This window comes from Isoptericola sp. Y581, assembly GCF_059445475.1.
Genome location: NZ_JCAIUK010000002.1, coordinates 220666 through 245497, shown reverse-complemented (window position 1 = coordinate 245497; position 24832 = coordinate 220666). Strand labels below are relative to the sequence as shown.

Annotated in this window: 17 protein-coding genes; 1 reads left to right on the top strand and 16 read right to left on the bottom strand. The window is 73.9% G+C overall.

Features of this window, described 5'->3' with window-relative positions; all coding sequences use genetic code 11:
• Positions 1-131: 131 nt before the first annotated feature.
• Positions 132-416 (top strand): DUF6725 family protein, encoded by a 285-nt coding sequence (locus AC1C2W_RS04095; protein WP_495412461.1) that lies wholly within the window; start codon positions 132-134, stop codon positions 414-416.
• A 41-nt stretch (positions 417-457) separates the two neighbouring features.
• Here AC1C2W_RS04095 and AC1C2W_RS04090 read toward each other — a convergent pair whose 3' ends face one another.
• The 16 genes from AC1C2W_RS04090 to AC1C2W_RS04015 all read right to left on the bottom strand — a co-directional run bounded on the left by AC1C2W_RS04090 (position 458) and on the right by AC1C2W_RS04015 (position 24652).
• Complete coding sequence (locus AC1C2W_RS04090; protein WP_495412460.1) at positions 458-1531, bottom strand: prephenate dehydrogenase; 1074 nt, start codon at positions 1529-1531, stop codon at positions 458-460.
• Positions 1532-1551: 20 nt separating this feature from the next.
• On the bottom strand, positions 1552-2541 hold the full coding sequence (locus AC1C2W_RS04085; RefSeq protein ID WP_495412459.1) for a prephenate dehydratase: 990 nt from the start codon (positions 2539-2541) through the stop codon (positions 1552-1554).
• Positions 2538-3452, bottom strand: coding sequence for a hypothetical protein (locus tag AC1C2W_RS04080; protein ID WP_495387660.1), 915 nt, complete (start codon positions 3450-3452; stop codon positions 2538-2540). Before AC1C2W_RS04080 ends, AC1C2W_RS04085 begins: the two co-directional genes overlap by 4 nt.
• Positions 3452-5827: a VanW family protein gene (locus tag AC1C2W_RS04075; RefSeq protein WP_495412458.1), complete on the bottom strand. Its 2376-nt coding sequence runs from the start codon at positions 5825-5827 to the stop codon at positions 3452-3454. Before AC1C2W_RS04075 ends, AC1C2W_RS04080 begins: the two co-directional genes overlap by 1 nt.
• Positions 5828-6051: 224 nt before the next feature.
• A complete protein-coding gene (locus tag AC1C2W_RS04070) occupies positions 6052-6573 on the bottom strand; it encodes a DUF6113 family protein (protein ID WP_495412457.1) in 522 nt (173 codons plus the stop codon).
• Complete coding sequence (locus AC1C2W_RS04065; protein WP_495412456.1) at positions 6570-7589, bottom strand: PIG-L family deacetylase; 1020 nt, start codon at positions 7587-7589, stop codon at positions 6570-6572. The genes AC1C2W_RS04070 and AC1C2W_RS04065 overlap by 4 nt, the downstream gene beginning before the upstream one ends.
• Before the next feature lie 4 nt (positions 7590-7593).
• Positions 7594-9504 carry a translational GTPase TypA gene (typA, locus tag AC1C2W_RS04060; RefSeq protein WP_495412455.1) on the bottom strand — a complete coding sequence of 637 codons (1911 nt, stop codon included), beginning with the start codon at positions 9502-9504 and terminating at the stop codon, positions 7594-7596.
• Positions 9505-9559: 55 nt separating this feature from the next.
• On the bottom strand, positions 9560-11362 hold the full coding sequence (locus AC1C2W_RS04055; RefSeq protein ID WP_495412454.1) for a BCCT family transporter: 1803 nt from the start codon (positions 11360-11362) through the stop codon (positions 9560-9562).
• A 98-nt stretch (positions 11363-11460) separates the two neighbouring features.
• Positions 11461-13254: a dipeptide ABC transporter ATP-binding protein gene (locus tag AC1C2W_RS04050; RefSeq protein ID WP_495412453.1), complete on the bottom strand. Its 1794-nt coding sequence runs from the start codon at positions 13252-13254 to the stop codon at positions 11461-11463.
• Complete coding sequence (locus AC1C2W_RS04045) at positions 13251-14228, bottom strand: ABC transporter permease (RefSeq protein WP_495387667.1); 978 nt, start codon at positions 14226-14228, stop codon at positions 13251-13253. Before AC1C2W_RS04045 ends, AC1C2W_RS04050 begins: the two co-directional genes overlap by 4 nt.
• Entirely contained in the window at positions 14221-15147 is a 927-nt protein-coding gene (locus tag AC1C2W_RS04040) for an ABC transporter permease (RefSeq protein WP_495387668.1), read from the bottom strand. The genes AC1C2W_RS04045 and AC1C2W_RS04040 overlap by 8 nt, the downstream gene beginning before the upstream one ends.
• Positions 15148-15391: 244 nt before the next feature.
• Positions 15392-17011: a peptide ABC transporter substrate-binding protein gene (locus tag AC1C2W_RS04035; RefSeq protein WP_495412452.1), complete on the bottom strand. Its 1620-nt coding sequence runs from the start codon at positions 17009-17011 to the stop codon at positions 15392-15394.
• A gap of 210 nt (positions 17012-17221) precedes the next feature.
• Positions 17222-17995: an ABC transporter ATP-binding protein gene (locus tag AC1C2W_RS04030; protein WP_495412451.1), complete on the bottom strand. Its 774-nt coding sequence runs from the start codon at positions 17993-17995 to the stop codon at positions 17222-17224.
• Positions 17992-18924, bottom strand: a complete 933-nt coding sequence (locus tag AC1C2W_RS04025) for an ABC transporter ATP-binding protein (RefSeq protein ID WP_495387671.1) — start codon at positions 18922-18924, stop codon at positions 17992-17994. The genes AC1C2W_RS04030 and AC1C2W_RS04025 overlap by 4 nt, the downstream gene beginning before the upstream one ends.
• Before the next feature lie 11 nt (positions 18925-18935).
• Complete coding sequence (locus AC1C2W_RS04020) at positions 18936-21689, bottom strand: FtsX-like permease family protein (protein ID WP_495412450.1); 2754 nt, start codon at positions 21687-21689, stop codon at positions 18936-18938.
• Positions 21689-24652, bottom strand: coding sequence for an FtsX-like permease family protein (locus AC1C2W_RS04015; protein WP_495412449.1), 2964 nt, complete (start codon positions 24650-24652; stop codon positions 21689-21691). The genes AC1C2W_RS04020 and AC1C2W_RS04015 overlap by 1 nt, the downstream gene beginning before the upstream one ends.
• Positions 24653-24832: the final 180 nt, after the last annotated feature.

Genomic DNA, 24832 nt, shown 5'->3' with positions numbered 1-24832 from the left:
GGCTACCTTCCAGCTGACGAGGGTGCGGCCACCCGGGAGACCGGGGGCTGCGGCGCTCGATGAATCGTCGGTGCTGCGAGAATTTTCAAGGGCACGAGACCCGCACTGCCAACTCTAGTATCGCTGACGTGGTGCCTTCGTCGTCAGCCGTCCCGCCAGCCGTCCCCCCGCCCCGCTGGCGCGGCGTCCCGGTGGGCGCGCGCGTCGTCGTCCGGCGCCGCCTGGACGCCGCCGAGGCGGCCGACAGCAGGGCCCTGTGGACCGACGTCGTGGGAATTCTCACCGCCAACGGCGACGACGGGGTCCGCGTGCGCCCCGACCGCGTGCCCGGCCTCGCCGAGGTGCGCGTGGCCGCGGCGGACGTCGAGGCGATGAAGCCGGTCCCGCCCCGGCCCGCCCGACGGTCCGAGCGCTGACGACGGGTTGACGGCCCGCTCGCACACCAGCCGGGCGGTGCTCAGCGCGGCGCGCGCAGGTGCACGGCGTCGTCGTCCAGGCCGACCACCACGGCACCGGCCACGCACCGGCCCACGAGCGACTCCACCAGGCCCGGTGCCCAGCCGTCGGTGAGCGGCAGCCGCGCCGGCGCGCCCCCGACCCCCACCTCGGCACCAGCGCGCTGCGCCCGCACGTCGTCGGCCGCATGGAAGACGTCGTGCAGCGACCCGTTGGTCTCCAGTGCCCCGATCACGACCTCGAGGTCGCGCACCACCTTGCGCAGCACGGGCGCCACCCACGCCGCGTTCTCCGTGACCATCGCCTCCGTGCGCCCTGGGTCTGTGAGCGCCACCCGGGTGCCGTCCCGGAAGCTGCCGGCCGCGAGGCCGAGCGCCAGGTCGCGCACGGGGGCGCCCGCCACCGCGTTGAGCAGCTGGGTGGCCAGCACGTGCGGCACGTGGCTGATCAGGGCCGCGGCCTCGTCGTGCCGGTCGTCGGTGACCACCGCAGCCGTGCCGGCCAGCGGGCCGGTGACGAGCCGCAGCACCTGCGCGAGCCGCGCGGGCTCGTCGGTGGCCGCGCCGCCCGGCTCGGCCACCGTGACCGCCCACGGGACCCCGTCGAGGAGCGCCGCGTCGGAGGCGGCGAAACCGCTGTGCTCCGTCCCCGCCATCGGGTGCGCGCCGACGTACCGATCGCCCAGGCCCGCCGCCCGCAGCGCCGCCCGCACGGGACCCTTGACGCTGCCGACGTCCGTCAGGGTCGGGCCGCCGTCGTCGTCCGTGGCCCGTGCGGGCAGGAGCGGCGCCAGCTCGGCGGCGGTGGCGTGGACCGCGCGCAGCGGCACGGCGAGCACGATCAGGTCAGGCGCCGCGGCGCACAGCCCGGCGAGGTCGTCGGTGACCTCCAGCCCCACGGCCCGCGCGTCCGTCCGGGTGCCGTGATCGGTGTCCGTCGCGACGACGTCGACCCCGCGCGCGGCCAGCAGGCGGGTCAGCGACCCGCCGACGAGCCCCAGGCCGACGACGCCCACGCGGCTCGGTCCCTGCTCATTCAACTGCTCGTTCATCTGCTCGTTCATCTGCTCGTTCATCTGCTCGCTCGCCTGCCCGCTCACCACAGCAGGCCCCGCGCGAGGTTCGCGTCGGCGTCGGCGCGCAGCACGCTGCCGGTGGGCACGTGGTCGGGCAGCACGCCGTCCAGCCCGGGCCCGCCCGGCGCGACGGGGAAGGCGCCGAGCACCTTGAGCGAGTCGCCCGCGTCGAGCAGGGCGCCGAACAGGTCCCGCACCCGCGGGTCCCAGGGTGCGCCGTCCAGCGCGATGACGAAGACGTACTGGGCCTCGCGCACCTTCAACGGCCGCTCCACGAGGCTCGACATGTTGACGTCGCGCCGCGCGAACTCGGCCGTGACGCGCGCGAGCACCCCCGGGCCCGTGACGACCGGCGTCACGGCCAGCATGGTGCGCCACGCGCCCTCGCCGGCGGCGCGCGGCGACGCCCACGCGTCCGCCGCGCCGTCCCGTCGGCAGAGCACGAGGAACCGGGTCCGCGCGCCCGCGAAGTCCTCCACGCCGGTCGCGAGGGTCTCCAGCCCGTACAGCTCGCCGCACAGGCGGGGCCCGAAGGCGACCTGGTGGTCGGTCAGGTCGCGGCACGCCGCAGCGTTGGACGACGCCGGGACTGGCAGCAGGCCGCGCTCCGCCACGAAGCGGGTGCACTGTGCCAGGCCGTGCGGGTGGGCCGTGGCCTCGCGGAGCCCGGCCGGGTCGGTGTGCCCCGGGCGGACGAACGCGTCGAACGACACGTCCAGCACCACCTCGTCGACGGCCACCACGTCGGGGCTGCCGAGGAGCGCGTCGAGCGAGGGGACGACGTAGCCCTCGACGGAGCTCTCGATCGCCACCACACCCCGGTCCGCGGCACCCGACGCCACGGCGTCGTGCACCCGGTCCACGGCGGGGAGCGGCACGGCGGTCACGGGTTCGCCGCCGCCCGGTCCGCCCGGTCCGCCCGGTCCGCCCGGTCCGACCCGGGCGGCCCACCGGCGCGCCGCCTCGTGCGTGAACGTGCCCTCCGGGCCGAGGTAGGCGACCCGGGTCATGCCCCCGTCCCTCCCTCGGCCCATCCCTCGGCCCACCGCGGTGCCAGCGGGACCGGCCCGGGGACGAAGCTCTCGCCCGGCAGCACCGCCAGCGTGCGGTGCGCCACGCCCCGCCCGTCGAGCTCGGCCACGAGGCCGTCGAGCGTTTCGACCGTCGGGCACCGGAACGACGTGAAGAAGACGTGCGGCCCGCGGGTCGACAGGTGGCTGCGCAGGTGCTGCAGGTCCACGCCTGCGGCGGAGAGCACGGCGAGCGTGCGCTGCAGGGAACCGCGGTGGTCGTCCGACGGCCCGACGGCGAGCCAGACCTGCGAGGACGCGTCGAAGCGCGGCCAGGAGCCGCGGGACTCGAGCAGGCCGTACCAGACCGGCCGGCGGCCGGCCAGGCGCCCGCTGCCGGGCACCTCGACCCAGCCGGCGGGCACCCGCGACCGCTCGACGACGATCGAGCCCGCCTGCCCGGCCAGCCTCACCCGCTCGTCGACCGGCGTGCGGGTCGGCACGAGCCGGGGGCTCACGCCCATGCCACGCAGCAGGTCCTGGCAGTCGCGCATCCCGGCCTCGTCGATGACGACCTGCCCGCCCGAGGCGCCCGCGGGGGCCACCCACACCCACTGCGGGGCGACGGCGACCGCCCCGGTCACGATGAGCGCCGTGTCGCCCGCGAGGAGCGCCTCCTCGAGGGCCGGGGACGGCTGCTCCGGGTGCCCCAGGTGCACGACGGCCGCGAGGTCGTCGATGGTCGCCACCGTCGCGAGCGTGTCCGACGTCGTGCCGAGGTCCAGCAGCTCGAGCGACTCGTCCGCCACCGCCGTCGCCACCCCCGACCCGGCTGCGACCCCCGACCATCCCGCGTCGTGCGCCGCCTGCGCGGCGTGCGCGGGGGACTCGCGTTCCGAGCGTCCGAGCATCAGTCCTCCTTGCCCTCGTCGGCCTTCGCATCGTCCTTCGGCTTGTCGCAGACGACCGGGTTGTCCGGCTTGTACGTCCACGTCTTCGACTCGTCCTTGACCACCTCGCCGCCGTGGGAGACCTTGCGGTAGTTCGTGATGGTGAACCCGTCGTTGCCGCCCCCGTAGCTCACGCAGTTCGCGCCCGACTTGTGCACGGCCGTGGCCGGAACCACGTTCTGCTGGTCGCCCTTCGAGGTCTTGACGTCGTAGTACTCGGTCGACCAGATCGCGACGTGCAGCTCCCCGCCGGAGACCCAGGACTGCATCACCGCGCCGTAGGGCGTGTCGTTGGTGAACTTCATGTCGATCGCGCCCACGTAGATGGTGGCCTCGCGACCGGCCGGATACCGGCTGAACCAGTAGCTGTGGGGCTGGTGCCCGGCGTCGTCGAAGCCGGCGAAGTAGCCGGCGTTGTAGGTCGTCGTGGCCATCTGGGAGAGCCCGCCGCCGACGGCATCGACGTGCTCCCCGTTGCTCACGACGCCGGCGGCGACGAAGCCGTTGGACTCGTCGATCGGCGACAGCGTGTCCAGCAACGAGAAGGTCTCGCCCGGCGCCACGAGAGTGCCCGTGAGGATCTTGGCGCCCCGCTCGAGGTTCTTGGTGCGGATCGGCTCGCTCGTCAGCGGGGTGGAGAACTTCGAGACGACCTCCTTGACCCCCATGCCCTTGAGCGCCTCCGCCGTGCGCTCCGGGTCGCGCTCGACGAGCTTCACCGGGGCCGTCCGGTCGTCGCCGAGCGCGGCCTTCCCGACGGCGTCGGCGGTGGCGTCCGGGTCCAGCGTCGTGCCCTGCTCGCCGCCCGCCACGACCGGCTTGCCGCCCGTGAAGACGAAGTGCGCGTCGTCCGGCTCCGTGAGCAGGTCGTCCGTGCGGTTGACCACCGAGGCGACGATCTTCTCGCCGTCGAACTGTGCCGTCAGCGAACCGTCGTCCGACTTGAACGACGTGACCTTGCCGAGCGCCTTCGCCCCCAGCTCAGCGGTCTGGTCGCTCACCGCGACCTCGACGGGCCCGCTCACGACCTGCTCCGCCTCCGCCATCGCGGCGTCCGTCTCCGCCTGGGTGATGCCGGGCTCGACCGCCTCCGTGGGCAGGCCGACCGGCCCCGAGGAGACGAGCCACGCGTCCGCGACCGCGTCCACGGCGTCGTCGACGACGACGCGGGACCCGTCCACGGCCTCGGTGGCGACGGCCTTGCCGCCGCTGAACCCGACCGTGCCGTCCACGGCCTCCACCTGCAGGGTCTCCTCCAGGCCGGAGAGCGTCCCGGTGAGCGTAGAGCGATCGACGTCCACGACGGGGTCCGCGGTGCCGCCGCCGCCGAGGTGCTCCCACAGGTGAGCGGGGTTCAGGGAGAACCCGGTGAGCCCGTCGACGGTCGCCTCGGCGTCGAACGACAGGCCCGACTCTGCCGGGTCGAGGGTGCTCGACGCCTCGCCCGCCTGCACCGTGATCGCCTCGGCGGCGCGCGGCGCGAGCCCGGAGTCGAGCGCGGCGACCGCGTCCGAGGTCTCCATGCCGCCGACCTCGACGCCCGCGACGCTCGTGCCCTTCGGCACGGTGCCGGAGACCGCCCACTGCGCGCCCACGTACAGACCGGCCACGACCACCAGCCCGACGCCCGCCCAGAGCGCGACCTTCGGCGCCCGGCTCGGCGCGCCGTCGCCCGCCAGGCCATCGAGCGGGGAGCTCGGCGCGCCCGGCGCACCGGTGTCGGGGGAATCGGTGCCGGCGGAACCGGTGTCGGGGGCATCGGCCGGGATCGCGCTCGCGGCGCCGCCCAACGCCCCCGCCGAGAGTGCCACCGCGGGGAGCGCCTGCGTCGGCGGGCCGGTGGTCGGCGCCGGCACGGTCCCGATCACGCGCTGCTCGTACAGCCGCACCGTGGGCTGGTACGGCACGTCGGGTGCGGACGGTTCGGGGACGGACGGGTCGGACGGGTCGGACGGGTCGGACGGGTCGGCCCGGGCGCCGTGCGGAGCGACGGCGGCCGCGTCGACGGCATCGGGAGCCCCGTCGCCGCCCCCGACCAGGGCCGGCTCACCCGGAGTCGGCTCACCCGGAGTCGGGACGACGGGAGCCGGCCCGGCCGGGATCGAGTCGGCCGGGGTCGGCTCGGCCGGGGTCGCGTCAACCGGTGCCGCGTCGGCCGCAGTCGTCTCGGTCGGCGGCTCGGCGGCGGCCGGCTCGGTGCTCCCCGAAGGCGGGGTCTTGGGCTCGGCGGCCCCCGTCCCCGGGTTCTCGGGCAGGGTGGGGCTCGAACCGGCGATCTCGGGCTCGGTGCTCTCGGGCTCGGTGGTCTCCGGTTCGCGCTCGGTCGGGTGACCCATGCAGGCTCCGTCAGGTGAAAGAACGGGGACGATGCCCCGGAAAGGACTAGGGGACGCGGGGCGCGCCCGCCTGGAGGATCCTACTCGGGAGCCCCACCCCGACCGTGCCCGACTCCGGGTGAAAGTGGCTTTTGGGCGGAAGTTCGCACAGCTTCGTCACCGGTGGCGGGCCGGCGTGCACCGGTCCCTCACACAGATGCCCGCGGCACGGGCCTCCGTGGGGCTCAGCCCTGGCTGTCGACGAACCAGGAGCGCGGCAGGAATGCCGCGACCAGGAACATCGCGACCCCGCCGTAGGTCCACACGAGCCCGACGGCCTGGGCCGGCACGAGCACGTCTCCGCCCGGCCCCGCGACGGACAGCACCTGCACCGCGACGACCCAGCCCGCGCCGGCGGCCAGCAGCGGGCCGAGCCCCGCCCACGCCCGGCAGAGCACCGCGGTCGAGAGCGTGATCGCCAGCGCCAGCACGATGCCGACCGGGAGGTCCTCCCACTGCGCCCGGTGCGCGACGGTGCCGAGGACGCCCACCACCGCGCCCAGGAGGAGGGCGAGCACCGCGCGGGCGACGGACCGCCACCAGCGGCCCGGGCGGCCCGCCGCGGGCGCCCGGCCGGGGACGGCGACGTGATCTGCAGCGGTCGGCCCGGCCGGATCGGGCACGGCCGAGTCGGGCACGGCCGAGTCGGGCACGGCCGAGTCGGGCACGGCCGGGTCGGGCGCCGTCGAGGGCTCGGGCAGGCTCATCGCGCCGAGCCTACCGGCGCTCCCGGGGCCGGCGAGTCGTCCACCGGGGACGCCGTCGCGTCGACGACGTACCACTCGTGCGCGAGGACAGGCACGAGGACGTCGTTGCTCAGGGCGTACCACCCGAGGAGGGCAGGGTCTGCGGAAGGGTCGTCGCCGCGACCGGCCGCGACGGCGTGCTGCACCTGCGTGGCGTGCACGTCCATGGCGGCGAGCACCCGGTCCAGCACGGGGGCGATGTCGACCGTGCGCACCGGACCGTGCGCCAGCTCCGCGTCGTGGCACGCGAGCGGCGGCAGGGGCTCGTCGGGGTCCGGGAAGGTCAGCCCGGCGCGGGCGGCGATCTGGCGGGCGTCCGGGTCGGCGGCCAGGGCCCGGCGCGCGGCCCGCAGCGCCGCGGACGGTGCGACGGACTGCCAGAACTCCGCCGACCACGGCTCGCCCGGCACGGGGGCCGCGGGGTCGGCCGCGAGCTCGAGCCCCCGCACGGTGACCTCGTGGGTCCGCACGTGGTCGGGGTGCCCGTAGCTGCCGCGGCCGTCGTAGGACGCGACGACAGCCGGCTGGTGCGCGCGCACCAGCGCCGCCAGGCGGGTGGCGGCGTCGTCGAGCGGAACCCGCGCGAACGCCGTCGGCGGCGCGTCGTCGGAGGGGCCCGCGATCCCCGGGGCCAGCCACGACATCCCCGAGTCCTCGAACCGCGTGCGGTCCGCGCCGCGGACCGGCACCGAGTCGAGGAACGCGTGCCCTATGTGAGCGTGGCCGCCGAGCGCGGCCAGCGCGGCCGCCAGCTCGGTCTCGCGGTGTGCGGCCAGCGCCGGACCGTCGCCCTCCAGGTGCGCGAGCCCGGTCGGGTGCGACGGCGTGTCGATGACCTCGCCGCGCTCCCCGCGGGTGCACGTCACGACCGTCACCGGCTCGCCCGCCGCCGCCCAGGTCGCCAGCAGCGCCCCGGTCGACAGCGTCTCGTCGTCCGGGTGCGCGTGCACGGCCAGCAGCGGCCCCGCCGGGGTCATCGCCTCAGTCGCGCTTGGCCCGCGCCGTCGCCCGGGCACGCTCGGAGGCGCCGAGCACGACCTTGCGGATGCGCACGACCTCCGGCGTCACCTCGACGCACTCGTCCTCGCGCGCGAACTCGAGCGACTCCTCGAGCGTCAGGTGCTTCGGAGGAGTGAGGTTCTCGAACGTGTCGCTCGAGGCGGCACGCATGTTCGTGAGCTTCTTCTCCTTGGTGATGTTGACGTCCATGTCCTCGTTGCGAGCGTTCTCGCCGACGATCATGCCCTCGTAGACCTCCTGCGTGGGGTCGACGAAGAAGGTGCCGCGCTCCTGCAGGTTGATCATCGCGAACGGCGTCACCACACCGGAACGGTCCGCGACGAGCGAGCCGTTGACACGGGTCTCGATCGGCCCGTGCCACGGCTCGTAACCCTCGGCGATCGAGAACGCGATGCCCGTGCCGCGCGTGTCGGTGAGGAAGCGCGTACGGAAGCCGATGAGCCCGCGCGCCGGGACCATGAACTCCATGCGGACCCAGCCGGTGCCGTGGTTGCTCATCGTCTCCATGCGGCCCTTGCGCTGCGCGAGGAGCTGGGTGACGGCGCCGAGGTACTCCTCGGGGACGTCGATGGTCATGCGCTCCATCGGCTCGTGCCGCTTGCCGTCGATCTGCCTGGTGACGACCTGCGGCTTGCCGACCGTGAGCTCGAAGCCCTCGCGGCGCATCTGCTCGACGAGGATCGCGAGGGCCAGCTCGCCGCGGCCCTGCACCTCCCACGCGTCGGGACGCTCGGTCGGGAGCACCTTGAGCGACACGTTGCCGACGAGCTCCGCGTCGAGGCGGTCCTTGACCTGCCGGGCGGTGACCTTGTGGCCCTTGCCGCCCTTGCCCGCCAGCGGCGAGGTGTTGATGCCGACCGTCATCGAGATCGCCGGGTCGTCGACGGTGATGAGCGGCAGGGGCCGCGGGTCGTCGACGTCCGTGAGGGTCTCGCCGATCATGATGTCCGAGATGCCCGCGACCGCCACGATCTCGCCGGGGCCGGCGGACTCGGTCGGGACGCGGTCGAGCGCCTTCGTCTCGAGCAGCTCGGTGATGCGGACGCTGGACAGCGTGCCGTCGTGGCGCGCCCAGGCGACCGTCTGCCCCTTGCGGAGCGTGCCGTTGAAGATGCGCAGCAGCGCGAGGCGGCCGAGGAACGGCGACGCGTCGAGGTTGGTGACGTGGGCCTGCAGCGGCATGCTCTCGTCGTAGGTCGGCGCCGGGATCTTCTCGAGGATCGTGGCGAACAGCGGCTCGAGGTCCTCGTTCGCAGGCAGCGAGCCGTCGGCGGGCTGGTCGATCGAGGCGCGGCCGGCCTTGGCCGAGGCGTAGACGACGGGCACGTCGAGGATCGTGTCCAGGTCGAGGTCGGGGACCTCGTCGGACAGGTCGCTCGCGAGGCCGAGCAGCAGGTCGGTGGTCTCCCCCACGACCTCCGTGATGCGCGCATCGGGGCGGTCGACCTTGTTCACGACGACGATGACGGGCAGCTTCGCGGCGAGCGCCTTGCGCAGCACGAAGCGGGTCTGCGGCAGCGGGCCCTCGGACGCGTCGACGAGGAGGACGACGCCGTCGACCATCGACAGGCCGCGCTCGACCTCGCCGCCGAAGTCCGCGTGGCCCGGGGTGTCGATGACGTTGATGGTGATGCCGCCGGGCTCGCCCGTCTCGGCCGCCGACGGGCCCGAGTACCGGACCGCCGTGTTCTTCGCCAGGATCGTGATGCCCTTCTCCCGCTCGAGGTCGCCGGAGTCCATGACCCGGTCGTCCACGTGCTGGTGGGAGGAGAAGGCGCCTGCCTGGCGCAGCATGGCGTCCACGAGGGTCGTCTTGCCGTGGTCGACGTGGGCGACGATCGCCACGTTGCGCAGGTCGGAGCGCACAGACATCGAGGGTTCTCATTCCTGGAGAGGGAGGGTGCCCGCGAATCGGGCAACCTCCATCTTACCCGCCCCCGGTCCCACCATCTGTCCCGCCATCTGTCCCGCCATCTGTCCCACCATCTGTCCCGCCGCCTGTCCCGCCCGTCGTTCCCGTCTCACCGGGCGCACGCGGCTCCCGCCGTCGTGGAACCCGCAGCCGCAGCGCGCCGGGGGCCGGCGGGAGCACGTTCTCCCCACGGCCGGCGAGCGTAGTCGCCACCTTCTCGGTGACCTGCTCGGTGACTTTGTCGGTGACCTTGTCGGTGACCTGCTCGGTGAACACCTGCCGTGCGGCGCGGCGCTCTGCCCGCACGATCGCCCGGTGCTCGACTCTGAGCTCCTTGACGACGGAGACACACATCGCGATCAGGACGAGCGAGAACGGCAGGGCGATGAGGATCGCCGCGGTCTGCAGCGCCTCCAGGCCGCCCGCCAGCAGCAGGGCCGCCGCGACCAGCCCTTCGAGGATCGACCAGAACAACCGGCTCCACAGCGGCGGGTTCGGGTTGCCCCCGTGGGCGAGCATGTCGACGACGAACGACCCCGAGTCCGAGGAGGTGACGAAGAAGATGACGACCAGCACGATCCCCGCGACGGCCAGCCAGGTCCCGGAGCCCGGGAGGCTGTCGAAGAGCTGGAACATCGCGGTGTCGGTGTTCACCTCGCCGGTATCCGGGTCCAGCATGCTGCCCGGGCTCGTCATCTCCTGGTGCAGGCCGGCGCCGCCGAACACGCTGAACCAGATCGTGGTGACCGCCATCGGCACCGCGAGCGTGCCGAGCACGAACTCGCGCACCGTGCGGCCCCGGGAGATGCGGGCGATGAAGACGCCGACGAACGGCGCCCACGACATCCACCAGCCCCAGTAGAAGATCGTCCAGGACGACTCCCACTCCAGCCCGGCGTCACCCCGGAACGCCAGTGTGTCGAAGGTCATCTGCACGACGTTCGCGAAGTAGTAGCCGAACGACTGCACCCAGCTGCGCAGCAGGAACAGCGTGGGGCCCAGCACCAGCACCACCGCCAGCACCGCCCCGGCGAGGACCATGTTGCCGTTCGAGAGCCATTTGATGCCCTTGGACAGGCCCGAGGCCACGGACATCGTGGCGAGCACCGTGATCACGGCGATCAGCCCGATCTGGAGCCCGGTGCTGGGCTCGACGACGTCCAGGTACCCCAGGCCGTGGGCCACCTGCAGCACGCCGAGGCCCAGCGACGTCGCGACGCCGAACACCGTGCCGATGATCGCGACCACGTCGATGACGTTGCCCAGCCACCCCTTCACCCGGTCCCCGAGGAGCGGCTCCAGCACCCACCGGATCGACACCGGCCGGCCCTTGCGGTGGATCGAGTACGCGAGCGCGAGGCCCGCCACCACGTAGATGGCCCACGCGTGGAAGCCCCAGTGCACGTACGTCTGGCCTATCGCGGCCTGGGCTAGCGCCGCGTCGTCGCCGGTGACGCCCGGCTTGGGGCTCACGAAGTGGGACAACGGCTCCGAGACGCCGTAGTAGACCAGGCCGATGCCCATGCCCGTGGCGAAGAGCATCGAGAACCACACGGGGAGCTTGAAGTCCGGCTCCTCGTCGTCCGGTCCCAGCACGATGTCGCCGAACCGGCTCAGGCCCATCCAGATCGCGAAGATCACGAACCCGGCGACGAGGATCACGTAGTACCAGCCGAAGGCGCCGACGACCTCGCCCTGCAGCGTGCTCATCACGGCGTCGGTGGCGTCGGCGGCGAACACGGCGACCAGCACGAACAGCAGGATGATCCCTGCTGCCGGATAGAAGACCCCGCGGGCCAGCGTCGACGCCCCTGCCATGGGGATCACACTGGCCCCCCGGTGCGGGGTCGGCAAACGGAGCACGACGGGGCCGGCGGACGATCAGATCGTCCGCCGGCCCCGTCGGGGGTGCGCGGTCAGCCCGCGATCGCGGCGCCCTCCAGCCCGGCACCGGGGATGGCGGCGAGCAGGTCGCGCGTGTACTGCTGGCGCGGGTTGTCGAAGACCTCGTCGGTCGAGGCCTGCTCCACGACCTTGCCCGTCTGCATCACGACGACGGAGTCGGCGATCTGGCGGACCACCGCGAGGTCGTGGGTGATGAACAGGTACGACAGCCCCAGCTCGTCCTGCAGGTTGCCCAGCAGGTCGAGGATCTGTGCCTGGACCAGCACGTCGAGCGCCGAGACGGCCTCGTCGAGCACGATCACCTCGGGCCGCAACGCGAGCGCGCGCGCGATCGCGATGCGCTGACGCTGCCCGCCCGACAGCTCGTTGGGGAACCGGCGCATCGCCGACTGCGGCAGCGAGACGAGGTCGAGCAGCTCGCGCACCCGGAGCTCGCGCTCCTTATTGGTCCCCACGCGGTGGAGCCGCAGCGGCTCCTCGATCGAACGGAAGATCGAGTACGTCGGGTCCAGCGACCCGTAAGGGTTCTGGAAGACCGGCTGGATGCGCCGGCGGAAGGCGAACAGCTCCTTGGGGGAGAGCCCCGCGATGTCCGTGCCGTCGAACTCGACGACGCCCGACGTGGGCTCGAGCAGGCCGAGCACCAGGTTGGCCGCCGTGGACTTGCCGGAGCCCGACTCCCCCACCAGCGCGAGCGTGTGCCCGCGCTTGAGGGTGAAGCTCACGTCGTCGACGGCGGTGAAGTCCGTCGAGGTCCCCGGCCGGCCGCCACGGATGCTGAACACCTTGGTGAGGTTGCGCACCGCGACGATGTCCCGTGCCTTGGCCTTGGCCACCCCGGCGTTCACCGCGGTGAGGGACACCGTGGCGTCGAGGTCGGGAGCCAGCAGCTCGCCCGACTCCTGGCCGCGCTCGTGCGCCACCTGGATGCGGCGGGACGCGAGCGACGGCGCCGAGGCGACGAGTCGCTTGGTGTACGGGTGCTGCGGGTCGGCCAGGATCTGTCGGGCCGGCCCGGACTCCACCACGCGGCCCTTGAACATCACCACGAGGTGCTCGGCGCGCTCGGCGGCCAGGCCCAGGTCGTGGGTGATGAACAGGACGGCGGTGCCGAGCTCTCGCGTCAGCACCTCGAGGTGGTCGAGGATCTGCCGCTGCACCGTGACGTCGAGGGCCGACGTCGGCTCGTCCGCGATGAGCAGCTTGGGCCGCGAGGCCAGGCCGATCGCGATGAGCGAGCGCTGCCGCATACCGCCGGAGAACTCGTGCGGGTACTGGCGCGCACGCCGCGCCGCGTCCGGAAGGCCGGCCTCCTCGAGCAGGCCCGTCACGCGGTCCTTGCGCTCGCGCCGGCCGCCCTGGAAGCCGTTGGCCTTGAGCGCCTCCTCGATCTGGGTGCCGATACGCCACACCGGGTTGAGGTTGGACATCGGGTCCTGCGGCACGAGGCCGATGTCCTTGCCGCGCATCGCCTCGATCTCCGCGCGTGGCAGGCCGACGATCTCCCGACCATCGAACTTGATGCTGCCGCCGGTGACCTTGCCCGTGCCGGGCAGGAGGTCGATGACGGCGTGCGCCGTGGTCGACTTGCCCGAGCCGGACTCGCCGACGATGGCGACCGACTGCCCCGGGTACACCGAGATGTCGGCGCCGCGCACGGCGTGCACCACGCCCTCGGAGGTGGTGAACGACACCTCGAGGTCGCGGATCTCGAGCAGGGGCTTGTCGGTGCCCGCCTCGTAGCTCGTGCCGGAGACCTGACCGGAAGGCCGGATGCCGTCCGTCACTGGGAACTGTGTCGTCATCGCTTCCGTGCCTTCGGGTCGAGGGCGTCGCGCACGACGTCGCCCATCATGATGAAGCCGAGCACCGTGAGGGCCAGGCCGCCGGCCGGGTAGAAGAGGATCTGCGGCGCCTGGCGGATCGACGCCTGCGCCTGGGCGATGTCCCCGCCCCACGAGACGGTGCTGGGCGGCAGGCCGATGCCGAGGAAGCTCAGCGTCGCCTCGGCCACGATGAACGTACCCAGCGCCACCGTGGCGTACACGATGATCGGCGCGGCCGAGTTCGGCAGCACGTGCTTGACGAGGATCCCGCCGCGGCTCTGGCCCAGGGACTGGGCCGCGGTGACGAACTCGTTGTTCTTCACCGACATGACCGTGCCGCGCGTGATGCGGGCGATCGACGTCCAGCCGAACGACGCGAGCACCAGGGCGACCGTGAAGCTCGTGCGGTTGGTCGTGACGGACATGATGACGATGGCGGCGAGCACCAGCGGGATCGCGAAGAAGATGTCCGTGATGCGGGAGAGGATCGCGTCGAACCAGCCGCCGTAGTACCCGGCGACCGCGCCCATGATCGTGCCGATGATCACGACCATCGCCGTGGACAGGACGCCGACGAGCACGGAGGCCCGCGCGCCGTAGAGCGTGCGCGCGAAGATGTCGCAGCCCTGTCGGTCGAAGCCGAACGGGTGGCCCGGCTCGGGCCCGCCGAGGGACTTGGGCAGCTCGCACTCGAAGCGCGGGTGCACGTCGGTGAACCAGCCCGGGAACGCGGCGACGGTCACGACCAGCAGGATGATCGCGGCGGCGATCCAGAACATCGGGCGGCGGCGCATGTCCCGCCAGGCGTCGCGCCACAGGCTCGAGGGCTTCTCGTCGGACTTGACGGCGTCGACGGCGCCGAGGCCGCCCTCGTCCAGCTCGGCGGCGAAGTGCTCCTGCCCCGGGCGGGGTCGGCGCCCGCCGGGCACCGTGTCGTATCGGTTCTCAGGCATAACGGATCCTCGGGTCGAGGGCGGCGTAGAGGAGGTCGACGAGCAGGTTCGCCGCGATGTAGACCAGCACCAGCACCGTCGTCAGCGAGACCACGGTGATGCTCTCGCCACGGATGATCGACTGGTAGAGCGTGCCCCCGACGCCCTGGATGTTGAAGATTCCCTCGGTGACGATCGCGCCACCCATGAGGTTGCCGAGGTCGGCGCCGAGGAACGTCACGACGGGGATGAGCGAGTTGCGCAGCACGTGCCGGCCGGTCACCTGTGTCCGGTTCAGGCCCTTGGCCCGCGCGGTGCGCACGTAGTCGGCGCTGAGGTTGTCCGCCACCGACGTGCGGGTCAGCCGGATCACGTACGCGAACGACGTGGCGGCGAGCACTATCGCTGGCAGCAGCAGGGTGTAGAAGTTCGGATCTCGGCCCACCGTCACGGGGAACCAGCCGAGCTTCACGCCCATCACGAACTGCAGCACGAAGCCGATGACGAACGTCGGCACCGAGATCACGAGCAGGCTGAGCACCAGGACGCTGCCGTCGAACCAGCCGCCCTTGCGCATGCCCGCGATGAGGCCGAACACGATGCCGAAGACGGCCTCGATGACCAGCGCCATGATGGCGAGCTGGAACGTGACGGGCAGCGCCTCCGCGATCACGTCCAGGATCTCGCGGCCGCGGAAGTCGACGCCGAAGTCGAGGGTGAAGACACCCTTGAGGAAGAGCAGGTACTGGACGATGAACGGCTCGTCCAGGTTGTACTGCTGACGGATCTGTTCCTGCACGGCCTCGGGGAGACCGCGCTCCCCGCCCAGGCCGGCCACGGGGTCACCGGGCCGTAGGAACACGAGCGCGTAGAGCAGGAGGGTCGCCCCCAGGAACACAGGAATCACCTGCAGGAGCCTGCGTCCGAGATACCAGAGCATGCGTGTTTTCTCCTCGTTCGCTCCGGGGTTCCCCGGGCTACGGGTCGTTGTCCGGCCGTCTCTGCCCGGACAGGTGCGGGGGCGGAGCGTGCGTCGTCGGCACGCCCCGCCCCCCTTTCAGTCGGGAGGCCGTCGGCGACGGTACAGGACGCGGACGGCACGCTCCGAATCGATCGATCGGCCCGGGGCGGGCCGGGCATGCGCCCTGCCCGCCCTGGGCCGGTCGATCAGGGTCGACCGGGTGTCACTCGGCCTTCGTGACCTGGTAGAGCAGCGGGTCGCTGTCCCAGCCGAAGACGACGTTCTCGACGTCCTCGCCGTAGCCGGCGGTCACGTTCTGGTACCAGAGCGGGATACCCGGGAGGTCCTGGAACAGGATCGTCTGGGCCTCCTTGAAGTGGGTGATCGCCTGCTCGGGGTCGGAGGCGCCGTTCGCCTCCTTGAGCTTGGCGTCGAACTCCTTGCTCGAGTAGCCCATGTCGTTCGAGCCGGCGCCCGTGCCGTAGATCGGCCCGAGGAAGTTACCCATGGACGGGTAGTCGGCCTGCCAGCCACCGCGGAAGAGGCCGGTGAGCGTCTCGTTGTCACGCGCGTCGAGGAACTCGTCGAACGTGGGGAACGGGGCGAACTCGCAGTCGACGCCGAGGGTGCTGCGGACGTTGTTGCAGACCGCGTCCACCCAGGTCTGGTGGTCGGAGTCGGCGTTCGAGGCGATCGTGACGGGCTTGTCGCCCCACTTCTCGATGCCCTCGGCCTCGGCCCAGAGCTTCTTGGCCTCGTCGGGGTTGTACTCGAGCACCTCGTTGCCCTCGACCTCGTCGGACCAGCCCTCGATCACGGGGGAGCTGAAGTCCTTGGCGGGCGTGCGCGAGCCGTTGTAGATCGTCTCGGTGATCTGGTCGCGGTCGATGGCCATCGAGATGGCCTGGCGGCGCAGGTGGCCCGCCTCGCCGCCGTACTCCGGCAGGTACTCGGGCACGTTGACGACCTGGATGACCGCCGACGCCTTGTTGACCGCGCGGTCGCCCAGCTCGTCCTCGAACGTCGCGAAGGCGGACGACGGGACGTTGGTGACGATGTCGAGGTTGCCCGACAGGAGGTCGTTGTACGCCGTGTCCTCCTGGGTGTACGCGATCAGGTCGATGCCGCCGTTCTGGGGCGCCCGCTCACCCTTGTAGTCCTCGTTGGGGACCAGCGAGATCTGCGAGTTGTGCTCCCACGAGTCCAGCTTGTACGGGCCGTTGCCGACCGGCGTCTCGCCGAAGGCCTCCGGGTCGTCGAGGAACGACTCCGGCACCGGCATGAACGCCGCGTACCCGAGGCGCGTCTTGAAGTCCGACTCCGGCTGCTTGAGCTTCACCGTGAACTCGGTGTCGCTGACGGCGGTGAGCCCGGTGAGCTCGGCGCTCTTCTCGCCGTTGTAGCCCTCGATCGGCTCGAAGAAGTACGAGAGGTTCTGCGCGTTCTCGAGGTCCGCGCCGTACGTCCACGCGTCGATGAAGCTCTGCGAGGTGACGGGGGTGCCGTCCGTGAACGTCCAGCCGTCCTGGATGGTGATCGTCCAGGTCTGCTGGTCGTCCGACTCGATGGACTCCGCCATCTCGTTGTGCACGACGCCGTCGGCGTCGTAGTACACCAGGCCGGAGAACAGGTTGTTGATGACCTTGGACCCGTAGGTCTCGTTGGTCATCGTGGGGATGAGCGGGTTCTGGGGCTCGCCGTTGCTGACGGTCACGATGCCGGTGCTGGGACCGTCGCCCGTGGCTTCGGGGTCGTCGCCGGAACCGCCACCGCACGCGGACAGCAGCAGGGCCGAGGCGAGGGTGAAGGCCCCGATGCCTGCTAGACGTCGTCGAGGTGTCACGTGTCCTCCTGAGTAAGGGTCGCTCACCGGCGGGGGTCAGCCCTCGGTGAGGTGCATGCGCGTGTGCGCGCGCACTGCACTGTGCGCCGGTGAGCCTAGTCACGTCTGGGCCCCGGCTCATACCCTTGATCCCATTTGCGCCCGGAACCGTGACCATTCCGGTATCTCCGCGCAACCTCCGGGACACTCGGTCCCACGCCGCGGGCACCCTCAGACGGCGGCCAGCCGCCCGTCGCGCAGCACCAGGACCCGGTCGGCCATCGCGACGAGCTCGGGGTCGTGCGTCGTGACGACGGCGGCCACCCCGCGGGAGTGCACCAGGTCGCGGACCAGGACCATCACGCGCGCGGCGGTGCCCGAGTCGAGCTGACCGGTCGGCTCGTCGGCGAGCAGCACGCGCGGCCGGGCGACCAGCGCGCGCGCCACGCCCACCCGCTGCTGCTGACCGCCGGAGAGCTCGTACGGCCGCTGGTCGGCGTGCTCGGCGAGCCCCACGGCCGCGAGCGCCTCCGCGACGCGTTCCGCACGCTCCGCCGGGTCGACCCGCGCCAGCCGTAACGGCACCTCCACGTTCTCCGCCGCGGACAGCACGGGCACCAGGCCGAAGGACTGGAAGACGAAGCCGATCTCGGTGCGGCGCACGGCGTGCAGCTCCGCCTCGCCCAGCGTGCCGAGCTCGCGCTCGCCGTCGCGCGCCCCGGAGCCCGTCCCCGCGTCCGACCCCGCGTCCGACCCCGAGCCGGGCGCCCGCGGGTCGGCCCCCAGGTGCACGGTGCCCGACGACGGCCGGTCGAGACCGCCGAGCACGTGCAGCAGCGTGGACTTCCCGGAGCCGGACGGGCCGACCACCACGACCAGCTCCCCGGCGCCCACCTCGATCGACACGTCCGCGAGGGCGCTCACCTCGCCCGCCCCCGTGCCGAAGACCCGCGAGACGCCGTCGGCGCGCAGCACCGTCGTCGTGACATCCGTCGTGCCGCTCATCGCCCCTGCCTCCCGTCCGGCCGGACCTCGACCCGGTCCTCCTCGAGCGCCAACCGCACCCGGTCGCGCAGGTCGAGCGCGCTGACGAAGTCGGGTGGCAGCTGCAGGCGGCCCACGCGGTCGAGCACCGCGAACTCCTCCGCCACGTGGTGCTGCGTGCCGTGCTCGTCGACCTCCACACGCCGCAGCACCTCCGTCGAGGTGCGCCCGTCGCGGATCTGCACGGTCCGCGCGACGTGCTCCGACACGGTGGGGTCGTGCGTGACGATCAGCGTCGTCACCCCGGTCTCGGCGTTCACCGACCGCAGGGCCTCGAGCACCTCGACGCTCGTCGCCTCGTCCAGCTCACCCGTGGGCTCGTCGGCCAGGAGCACGCGGGGAGAGCCCGCCACGGCCACCGCGATCGCGACGCGCTGCTGCTGGCCGCCGGACATCTGTCCCGGGCGGCGGTCGGCGACCGCGCCGACGTCGAGCATCTCCAGCAGCTCGGCGACGCGCGCCCCGCGGCTCGCCCCGGCGTCGGACCGCGAGATCTCCAACGGCAGCCGCACATTCTCCGCGGCCGTGAGGTAGGGCAGCAGGTTGCGGGCGGTCTGCTGCCACACGAACCCGACCGTCGACCGCTGGTAGCGCACCCGGTCCGCGCGGGCCATCGCCAGCAGGTCGGTGCCCGCCACGACCACCGAGCCCGCCGTCGGCACGTCCATGCCGGACAGGATGTTGAGCAGGGTCGACTTGCCCGAGCCGGACGCCCCGACGACGGCGACCAGGTCGCCGCGCCGCACGCTGAGGTCCAGTCCCTGCAGCGCCTGCACCTCGATCCCGTCCGTCGCGAAGATCCGGACCAGACCGCGGCACCGGATCTCCTCGCCCGGCTCGCCGGTCCCGTCGACCGCGGGCTCCGGCGCCCGCTCCTCTGTCACCACCATGTCGTCCTCCCTCATTCCGCTGCCTCTCGCAGCCGCTCCGTCGAGGCGGAGCGCCGCCCGACGACCGCGGCGACGCCCGCCCCGACCGCCACGGTCACGACGAACCCGACCACGCCGACCGCGACCAGCACCGGGCTCATCGACAGGCCCGGCTGCGGGCCGCCGCCGGTCAGCGACGTCAGGTCCACGCGGGCGCGCAGCAGCGCGGGCACGACCACCCCGACCAGCGCGCCGACGAGCAGCGCGGCCAGCGACCACGGCCCGACCTCCCACGCGACCAGCGCGCGGGACTCCGCACGCCGGATCCCCATCGACCGCAGCACGCTCAGCAGCCGCTCCCGGTCGGGGGCGGCCAGCACCAGGGTGATCGCCACCGTGAGCACGATCAGCACGGCGGCCAGCACCACGGCCACGGTGGCCCCGGTGGTGATCCCGCTCGCCGCGGGCGCGTCGAGCAGGTCGTCCGTCGTCGTGGCGAGGTCGTCCACCGTGGCCCCCGGCACCAGGTCCCGCACGGCCGCCGCGACCCGGGCCGGGTCGGCGTCCGGCGCGAGCGCGACCAGCGCGGTGCGCGGCTCGACCTCCTCGCCGAAGGCCGCCACGAGGGCCTCCCGGTCCACCAGCACGGCCGCCGTCGCGCCGCCCAGGCCGGGCAGGGAACCGGCCGTGCCCGTCACGTCGACGTCGAGGGTGCGGTCCACGATCTGCAGGGTGGCCTCGTCGGCGCCCAGGGCGAGGCCGTCGACGAACTGCGTCACGACCGGCAGCGCCCCGTCCTCACCGGGCGCTTCCTCCGGTCCGGCCAGGGCCGCGACGCCCCGCGGCGCGTCCGGGACGTCGGCCTGGACCGCCGCCAGCGCCGCGGCGTCCACCGCGACGACCTGGACGGGACGGCCGCGGCCGTCCGACCCGGTCAGCCTGCCGCCTTCGGCGAGCCGCGACACCGTCGCCACCTCGGTGACGCCGTCCACGCGGCGCAGGTCCGCCGCCGTCTCGGGCGTCACGACCGGGCCCGTGACACGCAGGTCGGCGCCGAGCTCCACGTGCGCCTGCCGCGCGACGCCGGCGTCCACCGTGGACAGGAGCACGGCCGACGACGCCCCGACGGACACCGCGAGCACCAGGGCCAGCGCCGGCACGACGCCGCCGGCGGGTGACCGGGTGGCCCGTGCCGCACCGAGGAACGGGACCAGGTCCCGCCGGCGGGCCGCCAGGCGTTCGAGCCCGCGCGCGAGCACCGGCAGCACGCGGACGGCGAGCACGGCCGCCGCGGCCGCGACGAGCAGCGGCGTCGCCGCCAGCAGGGGGTCGACGCCGCCCGACCCGGCCCCGGCGACCAGGCCGCGGCGCAGCAGCAGCAGGACCGCCAGGACCGCGAGGCCCACCACCGCCAGCTCCGTCGTGCGGCGCCAGCGGTTCACCTTCCCGGCCGCGAGGTCCTGCCGCTGCACCCGCAGGGTGCGCGGCACGGTCACGGCCGCGGCCGCCAGGGCTGGCGCGAGCGCCGCCGCGCCCGCGATCAGGAGCTGGGTCCCCGTGACGTCCCCGGGCCATGCGAGGAGGCCGAGCAGCACGCCCACGACGGCGGCAGGCACGCTCACCACCAGCCCTTCCGTCGCCGTCAGCAGCCGGAGCTGCGTCCCGGTGGCCCCGCGCGCGAGCAGCACCGCGAGCGCCGAGCGCCGGCGCTCGACGACGAGCCGCGCGGCCAGCACGGTCACCGCGACGAGCGCGCCCAGGGGCCCCACCACGAGCACCGCGAGGACGGCGTCCGTCCCCGCCCGGTCCCGCACCACCTGGTCGAGCACGTCGGCCAGCTGGGTGCGCGCCTGCAGCCGCACGGGATCGCCCGGCACGATTTCGAGGGAGTCGTGGGTCAGTCCCCGCACCTGGGCGGCGAGCTCGACCACGTCGTCCGACCTCAGGTCGGTGGTCGACACCGGGTACCAGAGGCGGGTCGTCCTCCCCCGCATCGTGACGGAGCCGATCATCGCCGGGTCGACGTAGGCGGCTGCGGTGGCGATGTTGCCGACCTCCGGGTCCGGCACCACCTGGGCCTGGCGGCCGAACGGCTGGTGGTACCAGGCGGTCGCCCCCGGCGCGACCGGCTCGGTGAGCCCGACCACGCGCAGCGGCGGGTGCTTCCACTCCTCGACGGCATAGACGCCGCCGACCTCCCACCCGAGCGTGTGCGCGACGTCGCGCGTCACGACCACCTGCACCGGTTCGTCCCCCTCGGCGCCGTTGACGCCGGCGGTGATCTCGGTGGCCTCCGGCCAGCTGCCCTCGACGAGCCGCGCGTCCTGCCCGAGGCGCGCCGACGCCCGCAGCACCACCTGCGGCACGTCGACGTCGTTGCCGGGCACCACCTCCGTCACGACGGGGTCGGTCGACGAGACGGCGAACGACGGGTCGCCGAGCACGCCGCGCAGCGGCTGCGGCCGCGCGTCGCGCAGGCCCACCATCGCGTCGAGGAACTCGTCCCAGGCCGGCTCGTCGGGGACACCCGGGTGGGGGTCGAGGACGGTGAGGGCACTGGCCTCGAGCGCCGGGTCCCCGTCGGGCACGTCGCCGGCGAGGGAGACGGCGTCGCGCAGCAGGGGCGTGAGGTTCTCGGTGGCGTAGGACACCTGCCGCGCGCGCATCTCCCCGATCGCCCGTGTGGCCGCGGTGCCGGCGGCCGCGGCGAGGAGGGTGACGAGCGCGAGGACGAGGGCGGTGCCCCATCCGGTCCGCAGGTGGCGGCGCAGCAGCAGCCGGAACATCAGCGCACCTCCTCGCGGTAGGTGCCGTCCTGTGCCTGGGCCACGACCTGCGCCCGCACGGCGAGCGCGAGCCCCGCCAGCCCGCCCAGGAGCACCATGCCGGGGACGAGGGCGGCCCACGGCGAGAGGGCGGTCACCGCGGGCGGGACCACGGCGAACCCGGTGAGCGTGGCCTCGGCGAGGCCCGGCACCGTCGCGGCCGCCAGCGCCAGCCCCGCCGCCGCTCCGGCCACCGCCGCGGCGGCGGTCACGACCACCAGCTCGAGGGCCCGCCCGTTCCCCTGCGCGCGCGGGGGCATCCCGACGGCGCGGAGCACCGCGACCTCGGCCCGGCGCTCCCGCAGCGTGCTCACGGTGACGGCCGCGACCCCGACGAGCGCGAGCAGCACCGCCGCCAGCGCGGCCACGCCGAATGCCTGCCGCACGGGCGCCGCGGCGTCGGACCGGCCGCCCCCGGCCGACGTCGTCACCTGCACGTCGTCCGCGGCCGCGGCCTGCCGGGCGGCCTCCGCCAGCCGCCCGAGCGCGGAGTCGGAGTCGGCCCCCTCCGCGGCGCGGACCCACACCTCGGAGGCCTCGGGGACGGTGGAGGTGAGCCGCAGGAAGGCGGCCTGCAGGTCGCCGAGCCCGACCATCGCCGCGGCGGTCTGCTGCGCCCCCGGGACGGCGTCCACGACGTCGGCGACCTCGACGGTGAGGCGACGCGACCCCACCGGGATCTCGGCCTGCTCGCCCACGTCGAGGTCGAGCAGGTCGGCCAGGGGCCGGGAGACGACGGCAGGCACCGCCTCGCGCGCGATGCCCGCGGCGATCATCCGGAACGCCGACGGCCCCGCCTCGCTGGTCCGCAACGCGAGGCTCATCCCGTCCCCGCGCGCGCCCCAGACGGCCTGCACGACCGGGTCGCTCGACGCCGGCGCCCAGCCGGCGTTCGCCACGTCGACCTGCTCGGCCCCGTCGTCGGTGGTGGCCACGAGCTCGTCGACGTGGAGCCGGAGGGCCGTCTCCCAGGCGGACGAACCCTCGGGCACCGCGTCGAGGGCGAGCACGCGCCAGGATGCGTCGTCCCGCAGCGACTCAGCCGCAGCGGACGGGACGTCCACCGTCAGCTCGTGGGTGCTCTCCTGCGGGCCGATCGGGTTCGCACCGTCGCCGTCGCCGTCCAGGTCGATGTCGAACGCGCCCACCTCGACGGGGACGAGCCGGCCGTCGGCGCCGCCGAGCCAGAGCCGCACCCGCACCTGTCCCGCCTCGAGGCCCTGCAGCGCGCCCTTGAGCCTGGCGGAGCCGCTTGCCTCCCGCGCGAGTTCCGCCCGGGTCATGGGCTCACCGAGGGCGGAGGTGCCACCGAGCGCGGCGTCGACGACGAAGAACCGGCCGGAGACGCGCATCGTGACCTCGCTGGTCGTGGCCGGCAGCACGGGCGTGTCCTCGAACGGGTCGGCGCCCGCCAGCGCGGACCGGAGCCGCTGCGCGCCGCCCGTGCTCGCCGGCGTGAGGGCCACGTCCTCGATGCGGTCCACGGGCAGGCCCGTCACGGACAGCTCGCGCTGGTCGACCGTGCCGCCGAGCACGAGCGCCGGAGCGACGGCGGCCGCACCGCGCAGGGACGCGAACGACGCCAGCGGCCCGGGCGCCTCGCCGTTCGCCACGACGCGCACGTCGCTGCCGGTGGCGAGGCCGGTGGCGTCCGCGCGGACCTGCTGGGCCGTGCCCGTGTAGGCGGCCGAGAGGGCGAGGCTCCCGGCGGCGAGGACGACCAGGACCACGGGGACCGCCGTGACCGCCAGCCGGCGCGCGACCTGCCGTGCGGCCAGCACCCGTGTGTCGGTGCGGCGCGCGGCGAGCGTCGCCCAGCCGCGCGACAGCGGGCCGAGCAGCGCGACCGCCACGACGGCCGCGGCCGCGAGGACGAGGGCCGGCGCCGCGGCCGCCGCCGGGTCGGTCTGGCCGCCCTGCGGCGTCGGCACCAGCGGTGAGCCGTATCGCCGCAGCAGCCACGTCGTCACCCCGGCCGCGGCGACGACGAGCACGACGGTGCCCCACGCCGCCGCCTGCCGCCCCCGCCCCGAGGCGTCCGCAGGCCGCAGCGAGGCCGCGGCGCGCGCCTGCGCACCGCTCACCGCGCCGAGCACCAGGACGGCGACCACCGCCGTGACCACTGCGGCCGGCGCGACCGCGGCGGCCAGGCGCCCGCCCGCTCCCGCCCCGGCGACCGCGCCCTGGGCGACGAGCACGACGGCCGCGACCCCGACCCCGACGACCGCGCCGACAAGCGCGACCGCGCACGCCTCGAGGGCCGCCGCCAGCGTGACCTGGCCGGGCGAGGCACCCCGGGAGACGAGGAGGCGCACCTCGCCCTCCCGGGAGCCGGCGAGCAACCGCGCGACCTGCGTGACCGCGACCGCGCCGGCGAGTGCGAGCAACAGCATCGGGACCAGCGTGACGGCCGACGCCGCGCCCACGGCCGCCACCGTGTCGGACGCGCGCTCGCCCAGGTCTCCCGTCACCGTGCCGCCCCGCACCGCGACTGCTTCGTCGCCGAGCACGGTCTCCAGGAGCTCGTCGGAGCCCGCCGCCAGGACCTTCAGGTCGGCGACGCGGCTCGCCGCGACGTCCAGGGTGAGCGTCCAGCGGACGAACGGGTCGTCCGAGTCGTCGTCGGGCACCTCCTGCCGCACGACGTCGTAGCTGGCGCCGGCGAAGAGCTGGCCGAGGTGCCGGCGCAGCGCCTCGTCCTGCGCGGCGGCGTCCTCGGGCGGCGCGAGCCGCGTGGTCACCTCGACCACGCCCGGCGCGCCGCCCCGGGTGAGCCCGTCCTGCACGATCTGTGCCTCGGCCGCCCGCACGGTGCCGGCCGTCGTGCCGAGCGCCGCCGAGACGGTGGCGACCAGCAGCGCCACGAGGAGCAGCAGACCCCGGTGCGCGGACGAACGCCGCACGAGCAGCCGCGCGCGGCTCACCGGCGTGCCCCCACGAGCGGCCTGAGCGCCTCGCTCACGTGCCCTCCTGCGTCCCGGCCCGGGGTCCACCCCCGGTGCCATCCTGCGGGCGCCGCCCGCAACGGTGCGGGCGGCAATGACGGACCCTAGTCCCCCCACGGCCCGCCGCGCTCCCCTTGTCACCAGGGCGCAAAGAGCGCT